This window comes from Amycolatopsis rubida, assembly GCF_900115345.1.
Classification (GTDB): Bacteria; Actinomycetota; Actinomycetes; order Mycobacteriales; family Pseudonocardiaceae; genus Amycolatopsis; species Amycolatopsis rubida.
Genome location: NZ_FOWC01000002.1, coordinates 757,668 through 777,256 on the forward strand (window position 1 = coordinate 757,668; position 19,589 = coordinate 777,256).

20 protein-coding genes are annotated in these 19,589 nt (G+C 69.9%); 10 read left to right on the forward strand and 10 right to left on the reverse strand.

All coding sequences use genetic code 11. The features are described from left to right. Nucleotides 1–23: 23 nt before the first annotated feature. Nucleotides 24–1,670, reverse strand: a complete 1,647-nt coding sequence (locus BM362_RS12560) for a thiamine pyrophosphate-binding protein (protein WP_067576208.1) — start codon at nucleotides 1,668–1,670, stop codon at nucleotides 24–26. A 183-nt stretch (nucleotides 1,671–1,853) separates the two neighbouring features. Here BM362_RS12560 and BM362_RS12565 point away from each other — a divergent pair, with 183 nt between their 5' ends. Together BM362_RS12565 and BM362_RS12570 are read left to right on the forward strand one after the other, a co-directional pair. Continuing rightward, complete coding sequence (locus BM362_RS12565) at nucleotides 1,854–3,233, forward strand: WS/DGAT/MGAT family O-acyltransferase (protein WP_067576206.1); 1,380 nt, start codon at nucleotides 1,854–1,856, stop codon at nucleotides 3,231–3,233. A 121-nt stretch (nucleotides 3,234–3,354) separates the two neighbouring features. Next, nucleotides 3,355–4,575 carry an MFS transporter gene (locus BM362_RS12570; RefSeq protein WP_093573217.1) on the forward strand — a complete coding sequence of 407 codons (1,221 nt, stop codon included), beginning with the start codon at nucleotides 3,355–3,357 and terminating at the stop codon, nucleotides 4,573–4,575. On the opposite strand, the gene BM362_RS12575 is transcribed toward BM362_RS12570, so the two are convergent. The 3 genes from BM362_RS12575 to BM362_RS12585 are packed head-to-tail and all read right to left on the reverse strand — an operon-like array spanning nucleotide 4,541 to nucleotide 7,378. Further along, complete coding sequence (locus tag BM362_RS12575) at nucleotides 4,541–5,017, reverse strand: MaoC family dehydratase (RefSeq protein ID WP_093573218.1); 477 nt, start codon at nucleotides 5,015–5,017, stop codon at nucleotides 4,541–4,543. The genes BM362_RS12570 and BM362_RS12575 overlap by 35 nt on opposite strands. A 49-nt stretch (nucleotides 5,018–5,066) precedes the next feature. Further along, on the reverse strand, nucleotides 5,067–6,449 hold the full coding sequence (locus tag BM362_RS12580) for an amidase (RefSeq protein WP_093573219.1): 1,383 nt from the start codon (nucleotides 6,447–6,449) through the stop codon (nucleotides 5,067–5,069). Next, nucleotides 6,431–7,378 carry a D-2-hydroxyacid dehydrogenase gene (locus BM362_RS12585; RefSeq protein ID WP_067576587.1) on the reverse strand — a complete coding sequence of 316 codons (948 nt, stop codon included), beginning with the start codon at nucleotides 7,376–7,378 and terminating at the stop codon, nucleotides 6,431–6,433. Before BM362_RS12585 ends, BM362_RS12580 begins: the two co-directional genes overlap by 19 nt. Nucleotides 7,379–7,540: 162 nt before the next feature. On the opposite strand from BM362_RS12585, the gene BM362_RS12590 reads away from it, so the two are divergent. The 3 genes from BM362_RS12590 to BM362_RS12600 are packed head-to-tail and all read left to right on the forward strand — an operon-like array spanning nucleotide 7,541 to nucleotide 9,743. Next, nucleotides 7,541–8,281 carry a maleate cis-trans isomerase family protein gene (locus tag BM362_RS12590; RefSeq protein WP_093573221.1) on the forward strand — a complete coding sequence of 247 codons (741 nt, stop codon included), beginning with the start codon at nucleotides 7,541–7,543 and terminating at the stop codon, nucleotides 8,279–8,281. Between the two features lie 46 nt (nucleotides 8,282–8,327). Continuing rightward, nucleotides 8,328–9,053, forward strand: a complete 726-nt coding sequence (locus BM362_RS12595) for a maleate cis-trans isomerase family protein (protein WP_067576196.1) — start codon at nucleotides 8,328–8,330, stop codon at nucleotides 9,051–9,053. 3 nt (nucleotides 9,054–9,056) lie between these two features. Then, nucleotides 9,057–9,743 (forward strand): GntR family transcriptional regulator, encoded by a 687-nt coding sequence (locus BM362_RS12600; RefSeq protein WP_067576194.1) that lies wholly within the window; start codon nucleotides 9,057–9,059, stop codon nucleotides 9,741–9,743. Nucleotides 9,744–9,850: 107 nt separating this feature from the next. On the opposite strand, the gene BM362_RS48175 is transcribed toward BM362_RS12600, so the two are convergent. Together BM362_RS48175 and BM362_RS48180 are read right to left on the reverse strand one after the other, a co-directional pair. After that, a complete protein-coding gene (locus tag BM362_RS48175) occupies nucleotides 9,851–10,219 on the reverse strand; it encodes an amidohydrolase family protein (protein WP_208865172.1) in 369 nt (122 codons plus the stop codon). Between the two features lie 60 nt (nucleotides 10,220–10,279). After that, nucleotides 10,280–10,690 carry an amidohydrolase family protein gene (locus BM362_RS48180; RefSeq protein WP_208865173.1) on the reverse strand — a complete coding sequence of 137 codons (411 nt, stop codon included), beginning with the start codon at nucleotides 10,688–10,690 and terminating at the stop codon, nucleotides 10,280–10,282. Nucleotides 10,691–10,720: 30 nt separating this feature from the next. Between BM362_RS48180 and BM362_RS50495 the strand changes: the two genes are divergently transcribed. Beyond that, the gene (locus BM362_RS50495; protein WP_425285697.1) at nucleotides 10,721–10,834 is read left to right on the forward strand and encodes a MerR family DNA-binding transcriptional regulator; all 114 of its coding nucleotides are present in this window, start codon (nucleotides 10,721–10,723) and stop codon (nucleotides 10,832–10,834) included. A gap of 30 nt (nucleotides 10,835–10,864) precedes the next feature. Continuing rightward, a complete protein-coding gene (locus BM362_RS50500) occupies nucleotides 10,865–11,074 on the forward strand; it encodes a MerR family DNA-binding protein (RefSeq protein WP_338080336.1) in 210 nt (69 codons plus the stop codon). 545 nt (nucleotides 11,075–11,619) lie between these two features. Here the strand turns inward: BM362_RS50500 and BM362_RS12615 are convergent. The 4 genes from BM362_RS12615 to BM362_RS12630 all read right to left on the reverse strand — a co-directional run bounded on the left by BM362_RS12615 (nucleotide 11,620) and on the right by BM362_RS12630 (nucleotide 15,241). Further along, nucleotides 11,620–12,135 (reverse strand): GNAT family N-acetyltransferase, encoded by a 516-nt coding sequence (locus BM362_RS12615; protein ID WP_067576192.1) that lies wholly within the window; start codon nucleotides 12,133–12,135, stop codon nucleotides 11,620–11,622. A gap of 53 nt (nucleotides 12,136–12,188) precedes the next feature. Beyond that, complete coding sequence (locus BM362_RS12620; RefSeq protein WP_067576190.1) at nucleotides 12,189–12,656, reverse strand: DUF4262 domain-containing protein; 468 nt, start codon at nucleotides 12,654–12,656, stop codon at nucleotides 12,189–12,191. A gap of 69 nt (nucleotides 12,657–12,725) precedes the next feature. After that, the gene (locus tag BM362_RS12625) at nucleotides 12,726–13,781 is read right to left on the reverse strand and encodes a tartrate dehydrogenase (RefSeq protein WP_093573222.1); all 1,056 of its coding nucleotides are present in this window, start codon (nucleotides 13,779–13,781) and stop codon (nucleotides 12,726–12,728) included. Continuing rightward, nucleotides 13,778–15,241, reverse strand: coding sequence for an NAD-dependent succinate-semialdehyde dehydrogenase (locus BM362_RS12630; protein ID WP_093573223.1), 1,464 nt, complete (start codon nucleotides 15,239–15,241; stop codon nucleotides 13,778–13,780). Before BM362_RS12630 ends, BM362_RS12625 begins: the two co-directional genes overlap by 4 nt. Nucleotides 15,242–15,334: 93 nt before the next feature. Here BM362_RS12630 and BM362_RS12635 point away from each other — a divergent pair, with 93 nt between their 5' ends. From BM362_RS12635 to BM362_RS12645, 3 genes are all read left to right on the forward strand, one after another. Then, nucleotides 15,335–16,591: an aspartate aminotransferase family protein gene (locus tag BM362_RS12635; protein WP_093573224.1), complete on the forward strand. Its 1,257-nt coding sequence runs from the start codon at nucleotides 15,335–15,337 to the stop codon at nucleotides 16,589–16,591. 3 nt (nucleotides 16,592–16,594) lie between these two features. Beyond that, nucleotides 16,595–17,095, forward strand: coding sequence for a DUF3830 family protein (locus BM362_RS12640; protein ID WP_067576183.1), 501 nt, complete (start codon nucleotides 16,595–16,597; stop codon nucleotides 17,093–17,095). 1,108 nt (nucleotides 17,096–18,203) lie between these two features. Then, nucleotides 18,204–19,589 (forward strand): FAD-binding oxidoreductase, encoded by a 1,386-nt coding sequence (locus BM362_RS12645; RefSeq protein WP_067576181.1) that lies wholly within the window; start codon nucleotides 18,204–18,206, stop codon nucleotides 19,587–19,589.

Here is a 19,589-nt window from a genome sequence, read left to right on the forward strand (position 1 = left end):
CCGACTTCCCCGGCGTTCGCCGCTCAGCCGCGCGGTTTGCGGTACCACCGCGGCGAGGTGTTCAGCGGCGGCTTGAGCTTCGCGCGCACCACCAGCACGTTCGGCTCGTCCGACTCCACGAATTCGCTCAGCAGACGGCGAAAGGCGCGACCGAAGCCGGACACCCGGTCCGCGTGCACCCCGAACGAACGGGCCAGTCCGACGAAATCCGGGCTGTCCCAGTCGACGCCGCGGTGCGGCAGGCCTTCCTGGTCCTGGTCGAAGCGCAGCATGCCGTAGCCGCCGTCGTCGACGACCACGACCGTCACCGGCAGCTGTTCCTCGGCGAGGGTCGCCAAATCCCCTACCGCGTAAAGGAAACCACCGTCACCGGTGACGCACAGGACGCGCCCGCCACCCGCCGCCTCGGCTGCCGCGCCCGCGCCGAGCGACGCCGGGAAGCCGTAGCCGAGCGTGCCCCAGCCCATCGGGTACGCCAGCCGCCGCGGCGCGCGGACCCGATGGAAGCCGCCGATCCAGTACCCGGCGACGCACATGTCCGTGACGATCGTCCCGTCCGCCGGGAGCACTTCCTCCAAAGTGGACAGAAAGTCGGCGGCCTGCGGTTCCTCGTCGCGGATGCGCCTGCGCACCCGGCGGCCGATACCGGCCAGCCGGGTGGTGAGTTCGTCCAGGCCGGGCCGCGTTTCCGGGTGCAGGGATTCGACGACGCGGCGGGCGTCGCCGACCAGGGTGACATCCGGCCGGTAGTTCTTCGCCGCGTCGCCCGCGTCGACGTTGATCGCGATCAGCTTCGGCGGCGCGGGCATCAGCCAGTTCTGCGTCATCAGGCCGTCGAAATCGGTGCCGATCGCGAGCACCACGTCGGCCTCGTCCCACAGCTGTCCGACCTCCGGCGCGTGCACCGGATTCGGGGCCAGGCAAGGATGTTCGGGCGGCAGCAGGCCGCGGGCGCCGAAGGTGGTGAGCACCGGCGCGGCCAGCCGCTCAGCCAGCTGCCCGATCGCTTCGCCCGCTTCGGAGCGCAACGCACCGCCGCCCGCCCAGATCAGCGGACGGCGCGCGGACGCCAGCAGCTCCGCCGCGCGAGGCAGGTCCGGCAGGTCGAGCACGCGTTCGGCGGGCGGCGCGGGCGGTTCGCGCGGCGGCGTGGCCTCGCGGAGGAAATCGGTCGGAATACCCAAATACACCGGGCCGCTTTGCGGCATCAGCGCGAGCCGGGCGGCGCGGTGCAACGTCGCGGCGATCTGGTCCGCGCGGTGCACCGTGAAACCGGCTTTCGTCACCGGTGCGAACATCGCCTGCTGGTCGGAAGTTTCGTGCAGCACTCCGCGCACGACACCCGGACGGCGCAGCGTCGACGGAATGTCCGTGGCGATCACGAGCACCGGAGCCGCGGAGGCCATCGCTTCGCCGACCGCACCGAGCGTGTTCGCCGCACCGGGGCCGGTGGTCACGAGCGCGACACCGAGTTTTCCCGTCCTGCGCGCATAACCGTCGGCGGCGTACCCCGCGGTTTGTTCGTGCCGGACGTTGACGAGCCGGATCCCGGTGTCGGCCAACGCCTCCCACAGCGGCAGGTTGTGGACTCCCGGCAGGCCGAACACCACCTCGGTCCCGAGAGCCGTGAGCGTGTCCCCCAGCTGCTGAGCTCCAGTCCGTCCTGCCACGCCAGCGATGGTATCCGCCTCGCGTAAGCAGCTGCAGACACGTCACCGGACAGGGTTTGTCATCGCCGCGCGGCCCGGCTGTCCCCCACCTGGCCGCGAGATCCGAGGCGCCGCCTTTTTCGTGCGTACACTCCGGGTGCCGGGGACGCCGAGGTCCCCAAGGCGGCGGAAAGGGGTGGCCGAATGCCGTTGATGCCGGTGACCGACTCGATGTTCCTGATGGTCGAGACCCGCGAGCACCCGATGCACGTAGGCGGGCTCCAGCTGTTCGGCAAACCCGACGGCGCGGGCGAGGACTACCTGCGCGATCTCCGCCGGTCCCTGCTCGAATCGGACAACATGCGCGGCGTGTTCCGGATGCGGCCGAGCCGTCCGGTGAACACCGTCGGGCACGTGCGCTGGTCCCGCGACGCCGACCTGGAGCTCGACTACCACTTCCGGCATTCCGCGCTGCCGCAACCGGGCCGGGTCCGCGAGCTGCTCGAACTCACCTCGCGCTGGCACAGCACGCTGCTCGACCGGCACCGGCCGCTGTGGGAAACGCATCTCATCGAAGGACTGCGCGACGGCCGGTTCGCGGTGTACTCGAAGATCCACCACGCGCTGATGGACGGCGTTTCGGCGCTGCGGCATCTGCAGGGCACGCTGTCCGACGACCCCGCTGACCTGGACTGTCCGCCGCCGTGGGGTTCGCGCGACAAGCCCGCCGCGAACCACGACGGCCGGGCCCCGGCGTCGCCGTTCGCCCTGGTGGGCAAGACGTTCGAGCAGATCGCGGGGATCGCGCCGGCCGCGGCGAAGGTGGCGCGCGAGGCGTTCCGCGAGCACCGGCTCACGCTGCCGATGCAGGCGCCGAAGACGATGCTGAACGTGCCGATCGGCGGCGCGCGCCGGTTCGCCGCGCAGTCCTGGCCGATCGAGCGGGTGCGCGAGGTCGCGACCGCCGCGGGCGTGTCCCGCAATGATGTCGTGCTCGCGATGTGCTCCGGCGCGCTGCGCGACTACCTGATCGAGCAGAGCGCGCTGCCGGACGCGCCGCTGGTCGCGATGGTCCCGGTGTCGCTGCGCCGCCGCGACTCCGGCGACGCGACCGGCAACAACATCGGCGCGCTGCTGTGCAACCTCGCCACCGACCTGACCGATCCAGCGCAGCGGCTGGCCGCGATCTCCGAATCGATGGCGAATGGCAAGAAGCTGTTTTCGCAGCTCTCGCCGCTCCAGACGTTGCTGCTGTCCGGGATCAACGTGGCCCAGCTGGGCGCGTCGCCGATCCCCGGAGTCGTCGGCAACACGCGGCCACCGTTCAACCTGGTGATCTCGAACGTGCCGGGCCCGCGCAAGCAGATGTACTGGAACGGCGCGGCGCTCGACGGCATCTACCCGGCGTCGGTGCTGCTCGACGGGCAAGCCCTGAACATCACGCTGACCAGCAACGGGGACAATCTCGACTTCGGCGTCACCGGGTGCCGGCGCAGCGTCCCGCACCTGCAGCGGATCCTGACGCATCTGGACACGGCGCTCGCCGAGCTGGAGTTCGCGAGCCGGGGGCAGCCGGGCCTCTGAACAGCGGCGGGTCGTGAGGGTTCCCCTCACGAACCTTCGTCCGCACGAGCCGGACCCGACGTCGCCGCTTGCCGCTCTCAGCCGCGGGTTATTCGGTTGACGGCCGCGGGAGGCTCGGCCGGTGAGCCTCCTGGAGCCGTTGCGGCACCGCAGTTTCCGCGCCCTCGCCGCCGGGCGGACGCTCGGGACCTTCGGCAATTCGGTCGCTCCGGTCGCGCTCGCGTTCGCGGTGCTCGACCGCACCGGGTCGGCGGTCGATCTCGGGCTGGTCGTCGGGGCCCGGTCGCTGGCGAACGTGCTGCTGCTGCTTTTCGGCGGGGTCCTCGCGGACCGGCTGCCGCGCGCGGTGATCCTCCAGGGCACCGAGATCGCCGCCGGGCTCAGCCAGGCGCTCATCGCCGTGAGTGTCCTTTGTGGATTCTCCTCCCTCCCGGTCCTCGTCTCGCTGAGCGTGGTCAACGGCGCGGTCTCGGCGATGTCGCTGCCCGCCGCGGCGGCGATCACTCCGCAGACCGTGCCGCGAGAACTACTGGCCCCGTCGAACGCGTTGCTGAGGCTGCTGGTCAACGGCGGTCGCATCGCCGGGGCCGGGGTCGCCGGGGTCGCGGTGGCGGCGGCCGGGTCCGGCTGGGCGCTGGCGGTGAACGCGCTGCTGTTCTTCGCCGCCGCACTCGCCTATCACGCGGTTCGGCTGCCGCGCGCCGAGCGGGTTTCGGGTGCCCGGCCGATCGCCGAGCTGGTCGCCGGGTGGCACGAGTTCCGGTCCCGCACCTGGGTGTGGGTGGTGGTGGCGCAGTTCGCCTTCGTCAACGCCGCCGGGCTCGGCACGCTCGTGGTCATCGGGCCGGTCGTCGCGGACGAGACGTTCGGGCGGTCCGGATGGGGGCTGGCGCTGGCGACGCAGACGGCGGGCGCGCTGGCCGGCGGGATCGTCGCCGCGCATTGGCGGCCGCGGCGCGCGTTGTTCGCCGGGGTGCTGCTGGTGACGATGGAAGCGCTGCCGGTGCTGACACTCGGCTGGTGGCCCTCGCTCGTCCCGCTGCTGATCGCGATGCTGGCGGCCGGGCTGGCGATGGAGCAGTTCAGCGTCGCCTGGGACGTTTCGCTGCAGGAACACATCCCGCCCGACCGGCTCGCCCGCGTGTACTCCTACGACATGCTGGGTTCACTCGCCGCGATGCCGCTCGGGCAGATCGCGGCGGGTCCCTTCGTGCAGCACTTCGGCCGCGAAACCGTGCTCGTCGCGTGTGGTGTGTTGATCCTCGTCTCGACCGGGCTCGCGCTGTGCAGCCGCGAGATCCGGCAGCTCACGAACCGGCAGGACGTACCGACAGGAAGTTGACCGCGCTCGCGCTGAACACCAGCTCGTCGTCGCCGTTGAACAGCTCCATCCGGGTGCGCACGAGACCGCGACCGGGCTTCGACTTCGACAGCCGCGCCTCGGTGACGGTCGCCCGCATCCGCAGCCGGTCCCCCGGCCGAACCGGGCGCGGCCAGCGCAGTTCGTCGACGCCCGGGCTGCCGAGGCTCGCGACCGACGACAGGTAGTGGTCGGCGAACATCCGCATCATCAGGCTCGACGTGTGCCAGCCGCTCGCGATCAACCCGCCGAACGGGCCTTCCTTCGCCGCCACCGGGTCGACGTGGAAGCTCTGCGGGTCGTACTTCCCGGCGAACTCGATGATCTCCGCCTCGGTGACGGTCGTGTCGCCGAACTCGTACACCGAGCCCTCGGGGTAATCCTCGAACCAGCGGTCATCGATGGGCGCGGTGAACTCGGTCATGCGCGACAGCCTGCCACAGCTTGGCACCCGGGGACGGTGCCGCGCGTCGTCACGGCGCGGCCCAGGGCCGGACCTCCTCGAGCAGCTTCGCCACCGCCAGCACCAGGTCGTCCGAATGCCGCGGGCCGACGATCTGCAGGCCCACCGGGAGACCCGATTCGGTGCGCCCGGCCGGGACGCTGATCGCGGGCTGTTGCGTCATGTTGAACGGGTAGGTGAACGGCGTCCACTCCGGCCATTCGGTCATCCCGCTGCCCGGCGGCACGTCGTGGCCCGCCTCGAACGGCGGGATCGGGACGGTCGGCGTGAGCAGCACGTCGTAGCGGGTGTGGAACTCGCCCATCAGGATGCCGAGCGCGGCGCGTTCCGCGGTGGCGTCGAGGTAGTCGCCCGCGGAATAGGTGCGGCCCTGTTCCCACACGCGGCGCAGGCCCGGATCGATCCGCGACTCGCTGCCCGGCGGGAACGCTTCGAGGGACTTCGCCGCGCCAGCGGACCACAGCACGTCGAAGGCGTTCTTCGGGTCGGCGAAGCCGGGGTCGGTCTGCTCCACCTGCAATCCGGCGTCGGCGAGGGACTGCACCGCCGACTGGACGATCGCCGCGACTTCCGGGTCCACGTCGGCGAAACCGAGCGTCGGCGAGTACGCGGCGATGAGCCCGCGCACGTCGCGCCGCACGGCCTCGCGGTATGCGCTGATCGGCGGCGCGAGCCCGGTCGGGTCGCGGTGGTCCGGCAGCGCCAGGACGTCCAGCAGCAACGCCGTGTCGTCCACGCTGCGGGCCATCGGCCCGGCATGCGCGAGCGGGCCGAACGGGCTCGCCGGGAACAGCGGGACCCGGCCGTGGGTCGGCTTCATGCCGACGATTCCGCAGAACGACGCGGGAATCCGGATCGAGCCGCCGCCGTCGGTGCCGACGGACAGCTCGCCCATCGCCGCGGCGACCGCGGCCGCGCTGCCGCCGCTGGACCCGCCCGCCGTCATCCGCGGATTCACCGGATTGCGCGTGATGCCCGCGAGCGCGCTGTCAGTGACGCCTTTCCAGGCGATCTCCGGCGTGGTCGTTTTGCCCAGCACGACCAGGCCCGCTTCGCGCATCCGCGCCATTACCGGGCTGTCCACCTCCCAAGGCTGCTCGACCGGGATGCTCGTGGAACCGCGCAGCGTCGGCCAGCCCTGGGTGAGGAAGATGTCCTTGATCGACGCCGGGACTCCGTCGAGCGCACCGATCGGATTCCCGTCGCGCCAGCGGGCTTCGGCCGCTTTCGCCTGGTCGAGCGCGCGCTCGGCGTCGACGAGGCAGAAGGCGTTGACCTCGCCGTCGCGATTCTCGATGTTCTGCAGGGCGGCTTTCGTCGCCTCGACCGGCGACAGTTCGCCGGTGGCGTAAGCGGCGACGAGTTCGCTGGCAGTCAATTCCCGGTCACCCATCCGGCGCCTCCCTGCGATTCGGACGGCACGTACCCGAGCCGTTTGTCCACGACGTTCCACAGCGGTTCCCCGGCGAGCCAGCGCCGGAAGTTCCCCGCGAACACCTCGACCAGCGTCCGCCGCCAGCCGATGAAGTCGCCCGACATGTGCGGGGACAGCAGAACGTCCGGCATGGTCCACAGCGGACTCTCGGCGGGCAGCGGCTCGGTTTCGAAGACGTCGAGCGCGGCACCGGCGATTTCGCCTGCTTGCAACGCCGCGATCAGCTCGGACGTGACCACGAGCTCGCCGCGGCCCACGTTGACGAACCGCGCGGACGGTTTCATCGCGGCGAACGCGGCGGCGTCGAACATGCCCTTGGTCTGGTCGGTGAGCGGCGCGACCGCGACGACGTAGTCGAACTCGGGCAGATACCGCGTCAGCCCGGCGGATTCGTGCACGACACCGAAGTCCGGATCCGCGGCCCTGGCCCGCCGGCCCGCCCCGGACACGCGCATCCCGGCCGCACGCAGCATCCGCGCGATGGCCCTGCCGATCGGCCCGGTGCCGACCACCAGCACCTCCCGCCCGGCGATCCGCTCGGTCTCGCGGTGCTTCCACGTGCCGGCGCGCTGCAGGTCGAGCGAACGCGCGAAGTCCTTGGCGAACGACAGCACGACGCCGAGCACGTACTCGGCGATGGCGTCGTCGAACACCCCACGCGAGTTCGTGAGCACGACATCGCTCTCGCGCAGCCCCGGAAACAGCACCGGGTCGACGCCGGCGCTCGCGATGTGCAGCCACTTCACCTGGTCCGCGGCAGACCAGGCTCCGGGGACGGCTCCGGACAGGAAGTCGTAGACGAAGAGCGCGTCGGCACCGGCCAGCGCACCGGCGAGGCCGCGCTCGTCGGTGTAACGAACTGACGCCGCGTCTTCGATAGCGGCCATGTCCGGTGGATGGTCTGCCCCGCAGAGCACTGCCAGTACGGGGTTTTCCGGGGCGATCACGATTGACACGGTAAAAGTGGCTCGTATGATTGTCAACAATCCGAGGACCACCCCCGGAGCACCGGACGGGCATCGGCACAGGCGTATTCCGGAGGCTGAACCTTGGATCTGGACTTCCTCGCGTTCGAGGGCCCGCTCGCCCAGCGCGGCATCGGCGTGATCGCGCCGTTCGACCTCGCGCTTGAGCGCGAGCTGTGGCGCTGGGTGCCGATGGAGGTGTCGCTGCATCTCGCCCGCACCCCCTACGAACCGGTTCCGGTGAGCATGGAGATGGCACAGCTGGTGAGCGACAGCAGGCACCTCGCCACGGCCACGCGCGACGTGCTGCACGTGGAGCCGGAGGTGGTCGCGTACCTGTGCACCTCGGGCAGCTTCGTGAACGGCATCGACTACGAACGCTCCCTCACCAAGGCGATCTGCGACGCGGGCGCGCCGGACGCGGTCACCACCTCCGGGGCGTTGGTCGAGGTGCTGCACCAGCTCGACCTGCGGCGGGTCTCGGTGCTCACCCCCTACGACGCCGATCTCACCGGCAAACTCCACGATTTCCTCGGCGAGGTCGGCGTGACCACGGTGTCCAGCGACCATCTCGGACTGGGCGGCGGCATCTGGAAGGTCAGCTACCGCACCATCGCCGAGCGGATCCTGGCCGCGGACCACCGCGACGCCGAGGCGATCTTCGTCAGCTGCACCAACCTCCCGACGTTCGACCTGATCGAACCGCTGGAGAAGGCACTCGGCAAACCCGTGCTGACCGCCAACCAGCTGACGATGTGGGCATGCCTGCGCCGGATGCGGCTGCCCATCGTGGGACCCGGCCAGTGGCTGCGGGAGGTGTCTTGACCGGTCCCGCTAATATTGTCGACAATTTGCGCATCCCGGAGGTTTCGTGACCACGATCGGCTTCATCTACCCCGACCACGCGGCCGAGGACGACTACCCGCTCGCGGAACAGCTTCTCGGCGGCTCCGACGGCGACATCAGCCTGCCGGTCGCGCACATCTACGGCACCGACCTGCACGCCGTGCCGGAACTGCTCGACCTCGGCAGCGAAACCCGGCTCGCCGAAGGCGCCCGGCTGCTCGCGAAGCACCAGCCGGAAGCGGTGGTGTGGGCATGCACGTCCGGCAGCTTCGTGTACGGCTGGGACGGCGCGCGCAACCAGGCCGACCAGCTCGCCAAGGCCGCCGGAGTGCCGGCTTCGAGCACGTCGTTCGCCTTCGTGCACGCGGCGAAAGCCCTTGGCGTGCAACGAGTCGCAGTGGCCGCGAGCTACCCCGACGACGTCGCGCGGCTGTTCGTGGACTTCCTCGCCGCGGGAGGCGTCGAGGTGCTCTCGATGTCGAGCGCCGACATCGACACCGCCGCCGAGGTAGGCCAGCTCGCTCCCGAGGCCGTGGTGGACCTCGCGGTAAGCCACGACCATCCCGACGCCGACGCGGTACTGGTGCCCGACACCGCGATGCGCACGCTCGGCGAGATCACCGACATCGAGGCGAAGCTCGGCAAGCCGGTGCTGACCGCGAACCAGGTGACGGTGTGGGAAGGCCTGCGACTGACCGGCGCGAGCAGGCTGGTGCGTTCGCTGGGCGCGTTGTTCCGGACGAGGGGCTGACCCGTGGTCGCACTCCCTGACATAGAACCGGTCAGCCGGGAATCGACCGCCGCCGTGATCGCGCGCCAGCTGCGCGACGCGATCATGACCGGCGCGCTGCCGCCGGGCACCCAGCTCGGCGAAACCGACCTGGCCGCCCGCTTCCAGGTCTCGCGCGGCCCGCTGCGCGAGGCGATGCAGCACCTCGTGTCCGAGGGTCTGCTGCGCAGCGAACGCCATCGGGGCCTGTTCGTGATCGACCTCGAACCGGCGGACGTCTTCGACATCTACCTCGCCCGCTCGGCGGTCGAACGGGCTGCCCTGCTCTGCGCCTTCCGGGGAGATCGCGAGGCAGTGGCGGCGATGCTGGAGCAGAACGTGGCCGACATGGCCGCCGCCGCGGACGACCCGGCTGCGTTGTCGGAGGCTGATCTGCGGTTCCACGAGGCGCTGATCAATGCGTCCGGCAGCAAACGGCTGGTGCGCATGGCGCGGACGCTGCTGATCGAGACGCGGATGTGCCTGACGCTGCTGCAGAGCACGTATCAGGGCGTGGAGGATCGGTTGGAGGAGCACACCAGGATCATTGAAACCCTGCGGTCGGGTGACGAGGAAACTGCGCTGCACTTGCTGGACGCGCACATGGAGGACGCGATCAGCCGGTTGCTTCCGGGGCGGAGTTTGAAGGGTGGAGCCGCGGCCGCGGAGTGAGGCGGGCGGCTTCTTGATCGCGCCCGCGCCAGCTTCCGCGCGGTAACCCGTCGCACCGCCCAGCCTCCCCTGCCAGGCCGGGCTTCGCTCTCTGCCGGGAGCCGAGTTCACAACCGCGGCAACTCCGCCATCGTGCCGCCCAGGACGCGGGCGCGCAGTTCTCCGGGCGGGGTCACGCGTTCGACAGTCGTGCGGGACAGGGCCGGGTCGCCGTAAGGAGCGTCCGAACCGAACACGGTGTGGTCCGGGAGTTCGGCGATGCCCAGCCGGACCGCGAAAACGATGCTGGCGGCGGACAGTTCCAGGTAGCCGTTCGGCGTTTCGCGGGCCAGCTCGATCGCGGTGAGCCAATGGGCCCCGCCCAATTGGCTGATCACCAGCGGTACGGCCGGGTAGCGGCGGGCCAGTGCGGCCGGGGTGGACAGATCGTCTTCCGTGGTCGGGGCGGAGCCGTGCACCACGACCCGGGAGTCCATTGTGGTCGGTGGCGGCTCGCAGGACCGGTTCGATCCGGGCGGCCGCGCCGGGAGTCGGCGTCAGTTCGCCGATTCCGTGGAAGCCACTGGCGGCGGAGTCGACCGCGGCGGCGATGTCGTCCGGGGAAGGTCGAGCCGGATCGAGCGGAAACCGGGAAACCGGCCAGGGTGCGCGGCCAGCGCGGCGTCCAGTCCTTGCCAAGCGGACTGATAGCCCTCGCCGGAGCGCCCGTTGAGCGCGGCGTCCAGCACGCTCATTTCCTGCCGGAACGAAGCCAGGTCGACGGCGCGTTCCGGGTGCGGCCGGGTCGCGAAGAGCACGGCGCGGTCGACGCCGGCTTCGCCGAGGAGGGCGAGGTGCTGGCGCACTGGGTCGTGGACGTGGCTGTGGGCGTCGATGATCAACAGCAGCTCCCGGTCGGGTTGGGCGCGCGGAATGCGGCCGCCGGGACCAGTGCTGAACGTTGGCACCATGCCAAGGTCAAGCTCAGCGGAGGGGCGATGCGAATCGGGCAGCTTGCCGAACGCACCGGGACCAGCGAACGGCTCCTGCGGTACTACGAACGCCTCGGTCTGCTGACGGAGGACCGGCTGCCCAACGGCTACCGCGACTAGGCTCCGGCCGCCGAGCAGACCGTCCGGCAGATTCGCGCGTTGCTGGCGGCCGGGTTGCCGACCAGCATGATCAAGCGGATGCTGCCGTGCGCGGAAGCGGACGGTTCGTTGCGTCCGTGCCCGGGAGTACTGGGTGCGCTGCGCACTCACCTCGGCGAACTCGACCGCCGAGCGGAGGACATCGCGCAGGCGCGGCGGACGCTCCGTGCGGCGATCGCGGCGACGGAGCACGCCACCTGAACTCACTCCCGCACCGCCCGGGCACACGAAATCCCGGCCAGCCGCGCTCCCTTCCACACCTGACCTGGCCCGCTGCTCCCGCCGGAGCGGGAACCGCGCGGCGGTCCGCTTCTCGCGGGAAAACTGGTGCGGCACCGGCCGACCGAACGCCGCCTGGCCGGGTTTGGCGGCTTCACCCCTTACCGCGTGGGCGGGATAGGCGGCGCTCTCCCGGAACAGGACCTCTCTTTCGCCAGGCTCGCCGTCCCGCTGGCCGATCCTGACGGCACTCGCCGCGCAACAGGCCGCGAAACCCGAGCCACCGGTCAACGTGAGCAGCAGCAACGGAATGGCCGAATCCGCGTTGAGGTCTCGGCAGCTCGGCACCGGCGTGCCGGTGAGGCGAGTATCGAGTTCCAGCCGCTCCACCGCCATCCGCTTCGCATAACTGAACAACCGCGGCTCCTTGTGCCCGATGGCATCCCGGACTGGCACGAAATCGCCGTCAGCGAAGAAGGGAGGAGCGCCCCCGGCTTCCACAATGCCAGGGAAAACCGGCCCCGCAGTCAGCTCGAAGGAGCCCCAGACGATGCGGCTCCCACCGTGACCCAGTACCGCCGAACCGGTCCGCGGCCGGTCTGGCGGACTTCCTCCAGCACTCCGCCCGCGCGTTCGATCGTCGTGGCGGAAGCCAGGTTTTCCTCCGCGCACACCAAGAGCACGCGAGCCAGGTCCATCCGCCGGGCTTCGGTCAGCATCTGGCGCAGTGCCCAGGAAGCGAGACCACGCCCGCGCGCCGACGGGCGGATGCCGAAGCCGAGGTGTCCGGCCCATCGGACATACTCGGCCGGTCCAGTGCGCAGGGCGATTCCGCCGAGCACCTGTCCGTCCTCGACCAGCCAGCGGTATACGGCGCGGTCTCGCGCCAATGAGCCGACCCAGGCGGCGAAGCCAGCCGGAGAATCGACCTGATCCGACGCGGACAGGCCGAAACCGTCCTCGTGCAAACCCGGGCCCCATTCGCGATGCGCTTCCAGCCATGAGCGGTACAGACCGGCAGTGGGGGCCAGAAGTTCGGGCATGCTCCGATGCTACCGGCCACCGGCGACGAAAAACCTGGCACAGCGAGAAAAACTCAGGCACGACGCACCCCCAGCACGGGCTGTCCGCCGCGGCCGGAGTTGTACTGCGGAGACCACGGGAACCGGCCCGCCGAGTCGGCGTAGACCAGCTGCCTGGCTTCGATTCCCGTGCCGTAACAGCACACCGCGATATCCAGGTGTGCCGCGGGAGCACTGAGCTGGACGATCTCCAGTCGCGGCAACCGGGGCAGCAGCCACTGTTCCCCGGGCACCGGCGGGCCGGTGCACAGCGACTGTTCGGCCGCGGCGTTCAGCAACCGCATCGCACGGTGCGGCAGCAATCCGGTGACAATCAGCTCAGGCAGGCCCTGCACGGTCAGGCCCGCGGTGTAGGCCCAGGGCGGCCGGGAACCTGTTCCCAGCACGCCCTGGACGCACCAGCCGTTCTCCCTGATCTCGTCGAGCACCTCGATCAGGTACTGCTCCTCCGGTCTTTCCGGTTCCTCGCACCTCTGGCACATCGGCTCCTCCTCCCCTCGGGACCCGTCGGCGGGTCAGGGAAGAGTCAACCGCGCGGCACCGACGAAAAATCAGCGGAGCGAAGCGGCCACCGCGGTGCCGAGCGCGGTTGTGGTAGCGGTTCCGCCGAGGTCGGGGGTGAGCGTTTCGCCCGCGGCCAGCACCTCGTCGACAGAGGCGCGGATCGCTTGTGCGGCAACGGTTTCCCCGAGGTGCTCCAGCAGCATCGCCGCGGCGAGGATCTGGGCGACCGGGTTCGCGATGCCCTGTCCGGCGATGTCCGGAGCACTGCCGTGGACCGCCTCGAACATCGACGGAAACTCACCTGATGGGTTGATGTTTCCCGACGGCGCCATGCCCAGTCCGCCGGTGATCGCGGCCGCGAGGTCGCTCAGGATGTCGCCGAACAGGTTCGACGCCACCACCACGTCGAGCCGGTCCGGGGCCTGCACCATCCGCGCGGCGAGAGCGTCCACATGGCACTGTTCCGCGCGGACGTCCGGGTACCGCGCCGCCACCTCGGCGAAAATCTCGTCCCAGTAAGGCATCGAGTGGATCAGCCCGTTGGACTTGGTCGCCGAGGTCACGCGCCGGGAACGCGTGCGCGCGAGATCGAAGGCGTACCGGATGATCCGTTCCACCCCGACCCGGGTGAACACCGACTCCTGCAGCACGAACTCGTCCGGCCGCCCGGCGTTGTGCCGTCCGCCGATCTCCGAGTACTCGCCCTCGGAGTTCTCCCGGACGATCACCATTTCCAGCTCGTCGGCCTTCCGCCCGGCCAGCACCGAGGACGTCCCCGGAAGCAACCGGACCGGGCGCAGGTTGACGTACTGCTGGAACGCCCGCCGCAACGGGATCAGCAAGCCCCACAACGAAACGTGGTCCGCGACGCCGGGGAAGCCGACCGCGCCGAGCAGGATGCCGTCGAAACCCGACAGCTGCTCGACCCCATCCTCCGGCATCATCGCGCCGCTCTTCGCGTACCGCTCGCAGCTCCAGTCGAATTCGGTCCACTCCAGGGAGAATCCGTACTTCGCCGCGGCCGCGTCGAGGACCCGGCGCGCCTCGATCGTGACGTCGACCCCGATCCCGTCGCCGGGGATGCTCGCAATCCGGTGTGTCACAGGCTCACCGCGATGTACTTGGTCTCCAGGAACTCGTCGATGCCGACCGTGCCGCCCTCGCGGCCGAGGCCGGACTGCTTGACGCCGCCGAACGGAGCCGCCGGGTTGGACACGATGCCCTGGTTGAGGCCGATCATCCCGGCCTCCAAGCGTTCCGACACCCGCAGCGCGCGCTTCAGGTCGCTGGTGAACAGGTAGGACACCAGGCCGAATTCGGTGTCGTTGGCCTTCTCGACCGCCTCGTCCTCGGTGTCGAACGGGGTGATCGGCGCCACCGGGCCGAAGATTTCCTCGCTGGCCAGCCGGGCGTCCACCGGAACGTCCGTGAGCACGGTGGCCGGGTAGAAGTGCCCAGGACCGTCGACGCGTGAGCCGCCGGTGAGCACCCGCGCACCCCGGTCTGTGGCGTCCTTGACCAGCTCGGTCACCTTCTTCACCGCGGCCTCGTCGATGAGCGGGCCGACCACGACGCCTTCGTCGGTGCCGCGGCCCATCGGCAGCGCCTGCATCCGCTCGGTGAGCCGGCGGGAGAACTCCTCGGCGACACCGCGCTGCACGTAGAACCGGTTGGCCGCGGTGCACGCCTCGCCGATGTTGCGCATCTTGGCCTGCATCGCGCCCTCGACCGCGGCGTCCAGATCCGCGTCGTCGAACACGACGAACGGCGCGTTGCCGCCCAGTTCCATCGACGTGCGCAGCACCTTCTCCGCGCACTGCTCCAGCAGCTTGCGCCCGACCCCGGTCGAGCCGGTGAAGGACAGCTTGCGCGCGCGTCCGTCGCGGATCAGCGGCTCCATCACGCCGCCCGCGTCCTTGGTGGTGACGACGTTCAGCACGCCTTCGGGCAGCCCGGCGTCGGCGAGGATCTGGGCGAGCGCGAGCATCGACAGCGGCGTCTGCGCGGCGGGCTTGATCACCATCGTGCAGCCCGCGGCGACGGCCGGGCCGATCTTGCGCGTGCCCATCGCCATCGGGAAGTTCCACGGCGTGATGAGCAGCGTCGGACCGACCGGCTGGCGCGCGATCAGGAACCGGCCCGAACCGTTCGGGGCCACCGCGTAGCCGCCGTCGATCCGCACCGCTTCCTCGGCGAACCAGCGGAAGAACTCGGCGGCGTAAGTGATTTCCCCGGCGGCCTCGGCCAGCGGCTTGCCCATTTCCAGGGTCATCAGCAGCGCCAGCTCGTCTCGGCGCTCGATGAGCTTGTCGTACGCGCGGCGCAGGATCTCGCCGCGCTCCCGAGGGGCCACCGCGGCCCAGTCAGCTTGCGCCGCGACGGCCGCGTCGAGCGCCGCGAGACCGTCTTCCGGTGCGGCGTCCGCGACCTGGCACAGCACCTCGCCGGTGGAGGGGTCCTGCACGTCGAAGGTCTTCCCGCTGCGCGCGGCGACCCACTTGCCGCCGATGAAGAGTTCCTTGCCGACCGCGTCCACGACGCCGTTCTCGGTGATCCCGCTCATCCAGGTTGCTCCTGTTCCTGTTGTCCCGAACTCATGCTATGGATATTGTCAACAATCGACAACCGTCTCCACCCGCATCCAGGAGGGCGCCGCATGGCCCAGCTTTCCCCGCTGCTCAAGCAGGCAACGCCCGTCGTCGTCGACCACGGTGAAGGGGTTTACCTCTACGACGTGGACGGGAAACGTCATCTCGACTTCACCGCGGGCATCGGGGTGACCAGCACCGGGCACTGTCACCCGCGCGTGGTCGAAGCCGCGCGCGAGCAGATCGGCAAGCTCGTGCACGGCCAGTACACGACGGTGATGCACCAGCCGCTGCTCGAACTGACCCGCAAGCTCGGCGAGGTGCTGCCGTCCGGGCTCGATTCGCTCTTCTACGCCAACTCGGGCAGCGAAGCTGTCGAGGCCGCGCTGCGGCTGGCCCGGCAGGCGACCAAGCGGCCGAATGTCATCGTGTTCCAGGGCGGCTTCCACGGCCGCACGGTCGCCGCGGCGGCCATGACCACCTCCGGCACGCGGTTCAGCGCGGGCATCTCGCCGCTGATGTCCGGCGTGCACGTCGCGCCGTTCCCGTACGCCTACCACTACGGCTGGGACGAGGAGACGGCGACGAAGTTCGCCCTGCGCGAGCTCGACTACCTCTTCCAGACAGTCTCCGCGCCGAACGAGACGGCAGCGTTCTTCATCGAGCCGGTGCTCGGCGAGGGCGGCTACGTCCCCGCGAACACCGCGTTCATGGCCGGGCTGCGCGAGCGCGCCGACCGGCACGGGATCCTGCTGGTGCTCGACGAGGTGCAGGCCGGGTTCGGCCGCACCGGCAAGTTCTGGGGCCACGACCACTTCGACGTCCACCCGGACGTCGTGCTGATCGCGAAGGGTCTCGCGAGCGGCTTCCCGCTGTCGGGCATCGCCGCTTCGGAAGAGCTGATGGCGAAGGCGTACCCGGGCTCGCAGGGCGGCACGTACGGCGGCAACGCAGTGTCGTGCGCGGCGGCTATCGCGACGCTCGACGTCATTCAGGACGAAGGCTTGGTCGAGAACGCCGCGGAGCGTGGCCGTCAGCTTCTCGAGGGCGCGCGCGTCATCGCGGACAAGACGCCGGCTATCGGCGACGTACGCGGTCTCGGGCTCCTCGTGGGCACTGAGTTCACTACAGCGGACGGCGAACCGGACACGGCCACCGCGCAGGCCGCGCAGCAGGCAGCCGCGAAGAGCGGACTGCTGTTGCTCACCTGTGGGGCGTACTCGAACGTCGTGCGCATGGTGCCGCCTCTGGTCGTCAACGCGGAACAGGTCGACGACGCGCTGCGTATCTGGGGCGAGGTCGTCACTTCGGTCACGGGGAGCTGAGGCATGGCGCGTTACATCACCATCAGCCTCGACAAGCGCGGCGTCACCTGTCGCGCCCGGCTGCTCGACGACGAAGCACCGCGCACCTGCAAGGCGGTGTGGGACGCACTGCCGCAGAGCGGTTCGGCCTACCACGCGAAGTACGCGCGCAACGAGGTCTACACGCTCGTGCCGCCCTTCGCGGAGCCTAAGCCGGGCCGTGAGAATCCGACGATCACCCCGATTCCGGGCGATGTCGTCTACTTCGGATTCGAGGCGTGGGAAATCGGCAATCCAGCGTACGGCTACGACGACGGCAGCGAGGCGCACAGCGACCAGGGTGCCACGGATCTCGCGATTTTCTACGGCCGCAACAACCTGCTGATCAACGGCGACGCGGGCTGGGTGCCCGGCAACGTGTTCGCGACGATCGAAGAAGGCCTGTCCGAGATGGCCGCGGCCGCGCAGGACCTGTGGCTGCGCGGCGTGGAAGGCGAGACGCTGTCGTTCGCGCGAGCTGACTGACGGGTCGTCCGACGGCGACGTGCAGGTGGGCTCGTGAGTGTTGATCACAATTCTCACCGTGATCAACACTCACGAGCCCCCGGATTAGCCGCGCGCCGCTCGGTTGCGCATGGCTCGCCAAGGCAGCGCCCAGCACCGGCCGACGAGACGGGTCGCCGGACTCCGCCCCCGCGAAGCCCGCCCGGCACCGCCCCCGCGAAGCCCGCCCGGCACCGCCCCCGCGAAGCCCGCCCGGCACCGTCCCCGCCGAGTCCGTGAGGGGCCCTTCGCGGGGATCAGATTCCCGCGAAGGGCCCCTCACGGACTTCCGCATCGTGCGCCGGATCCACCGGCAGGGCAGATCCCTCGCGCACCGCCGACCCCGCACCCACTGCCGAGAAAACCCCATCGGGCCAGATTGTTCCTCCGGAGTGAAGCCGGGTTAACCCTCCGCGATCATGAACTCGGCCCGATATTCGCTGCCGGACAAGGGATCCAGCCCCCGCTGATCACCCGGCGGTGTGAACCTCGGCAACTCACCAATCGTGGCCTCACATTCACCGGTTCGAGGGGCCGCGCCGCCCGGTTGCCGCAGTGCGCGTCTGCTACCCAGGGTGATCGGAGCCGGGGTTCGCTACGAACCGTGGCGAAGAGTCCACAGTGCACCCCCGGCGACAAACCCGAAAGCCTTACATGTTTAACATGGGAAGATTCTCCGGCCGCCGATCCCTTGCCAGCACAGGGAAACCCGCGTTTTGACACCGCGAGCGGGCCGGTGGAAATCTGCGTTGGCTCCTCGCGAGAGCACCAAGTAAGAACAATCCGAACAAGGAGCCCCTCAATGCAGATGTTCACCCAGCACGTGCACCACGGCCACGACCTGATCTCGGGTCTGCTCGCGCACCTGGCGCACGTGCTCGGCTGGCTCGTCTGACCGGCACCGAGGATTAACCCAGGGGCCGGCCTGTTGGCGCGGGCCGGTCCCTGCTTGGGTTCTCTCCCCTTCCTGGCCACGCGCGCGGCGTGGCCTTTTTCGTGCCCGCGTCGGCTAACGTGAAAACTATTCATGGCCAGCCTCGTGCCAGAACAGCTAGGCTTCGGCCACGAGGCACGCGCACGAGGGAGTGGCATGAGCGAGATCGCAACACAGCTGGCAGGGGCCGTCGGAGCGGGGAACCTGCTGACCGGTGACGCGATTTCCGACGACTACGCGCACGACGAGGCACTCAGCACGCCAGTCCAGAAACCGGCGTACGTCGCGAAGCCGGCCACTGCCGAAGAAGTCTCCGCGCTGCTGAAGATCGCCGCCGCCGAGGGCATCCCGGTGACCGCGCGCGGGTCCGGCAGCGGGCTGTCCGCCGCGGCTCGGCCGGTCGAAGGCGGGCTGGTCGTCTCGTTCGAGCGGATGAACTCGGTGCTTGAGATCGACGACGGCAACCACGTCGCCGTCGTCCAGCCGGGCGTCACGCTGGCCGAACTCGACGCGAAGACCGCCGAACACGGGCTCACCTACCCCGTCTATCCCGGCGAGCTGAGCGCGAGCGTCGGCGGCACCGTCGGCACCAACGCCGGCGGGATGCGCGCGATCCGCTACGGCATCACCCGCGGCAACGTCTCCGGTTTGCAGGCGGTGCTCGCGACGGGCGAGATCGTTCGCACCGGCGGCCGGATGTCGAAGATCTCCAGCGGCTACGACCTCACCCAGCTGATCATCGGCTCGGAGGGCACGCTCGCGCTGGTGACCGAGGTGATCGTGAAGCTGCAGCCCCGGCTGCCGCACAGCGCGACGGTGCTGGCCCCGTTCGACGATTTCGAGCAGGTGATGGCGGCGGTGCCGAAGATCGCCGCGAGCGGTCTCGCCCCGCAGATCCTCGAGTACATCGACAACATGACGATGGCCGCGATGGTCTACAACGACAAGCTCGAACTGGGCGTCCCGGCGGAAATCCGCGACCGGACCCAGGCGTATCTGGCCGTGGCGCTGGAAAACCGGGTGGCCGACCGGCTCGGCGAGGACGTCGAGGCGCTCGGCGAACTGCTCACCGAACTCGGCGCGATCGACGCGTACGTGCTCGAAGGCGGAGCCGCGCGCAAGCTCATCGAAGCCCGCGAAAAAGCCTTCTGGAACGCCAAAGCCGCGGGCGCGGACGACGTGATCGACGTGGTGGTGCCACGGACCGCGATGCCGCAGTTCCTGGCCAAAGCCCGCGAGCTGGCGATGGCGACCGGCGGCGGCGCGATCGGCTGCGGGCACGCCGGCGACGGCAACGTCCACCTGGCGATCTTCTGCAAGGACCCGGACACCCGCGCGCAGTTGCTGACCGACATCTTCGGTTACGCGTACGAGCTGGGCGGCGCGATCTCCGGCGAGCACGGCCTCGGCCGCACCAAGACCAAGTACTACGCCAAGCTCGAAGACCCGGCGAAGCTCGATCTGCTGCGCCGGGTCAAGGAAAGCTTCGACCCGGCCGGGATCCTGAACCCCGGCGTTCTGTTCGCGCAAACCGGAAAGTGA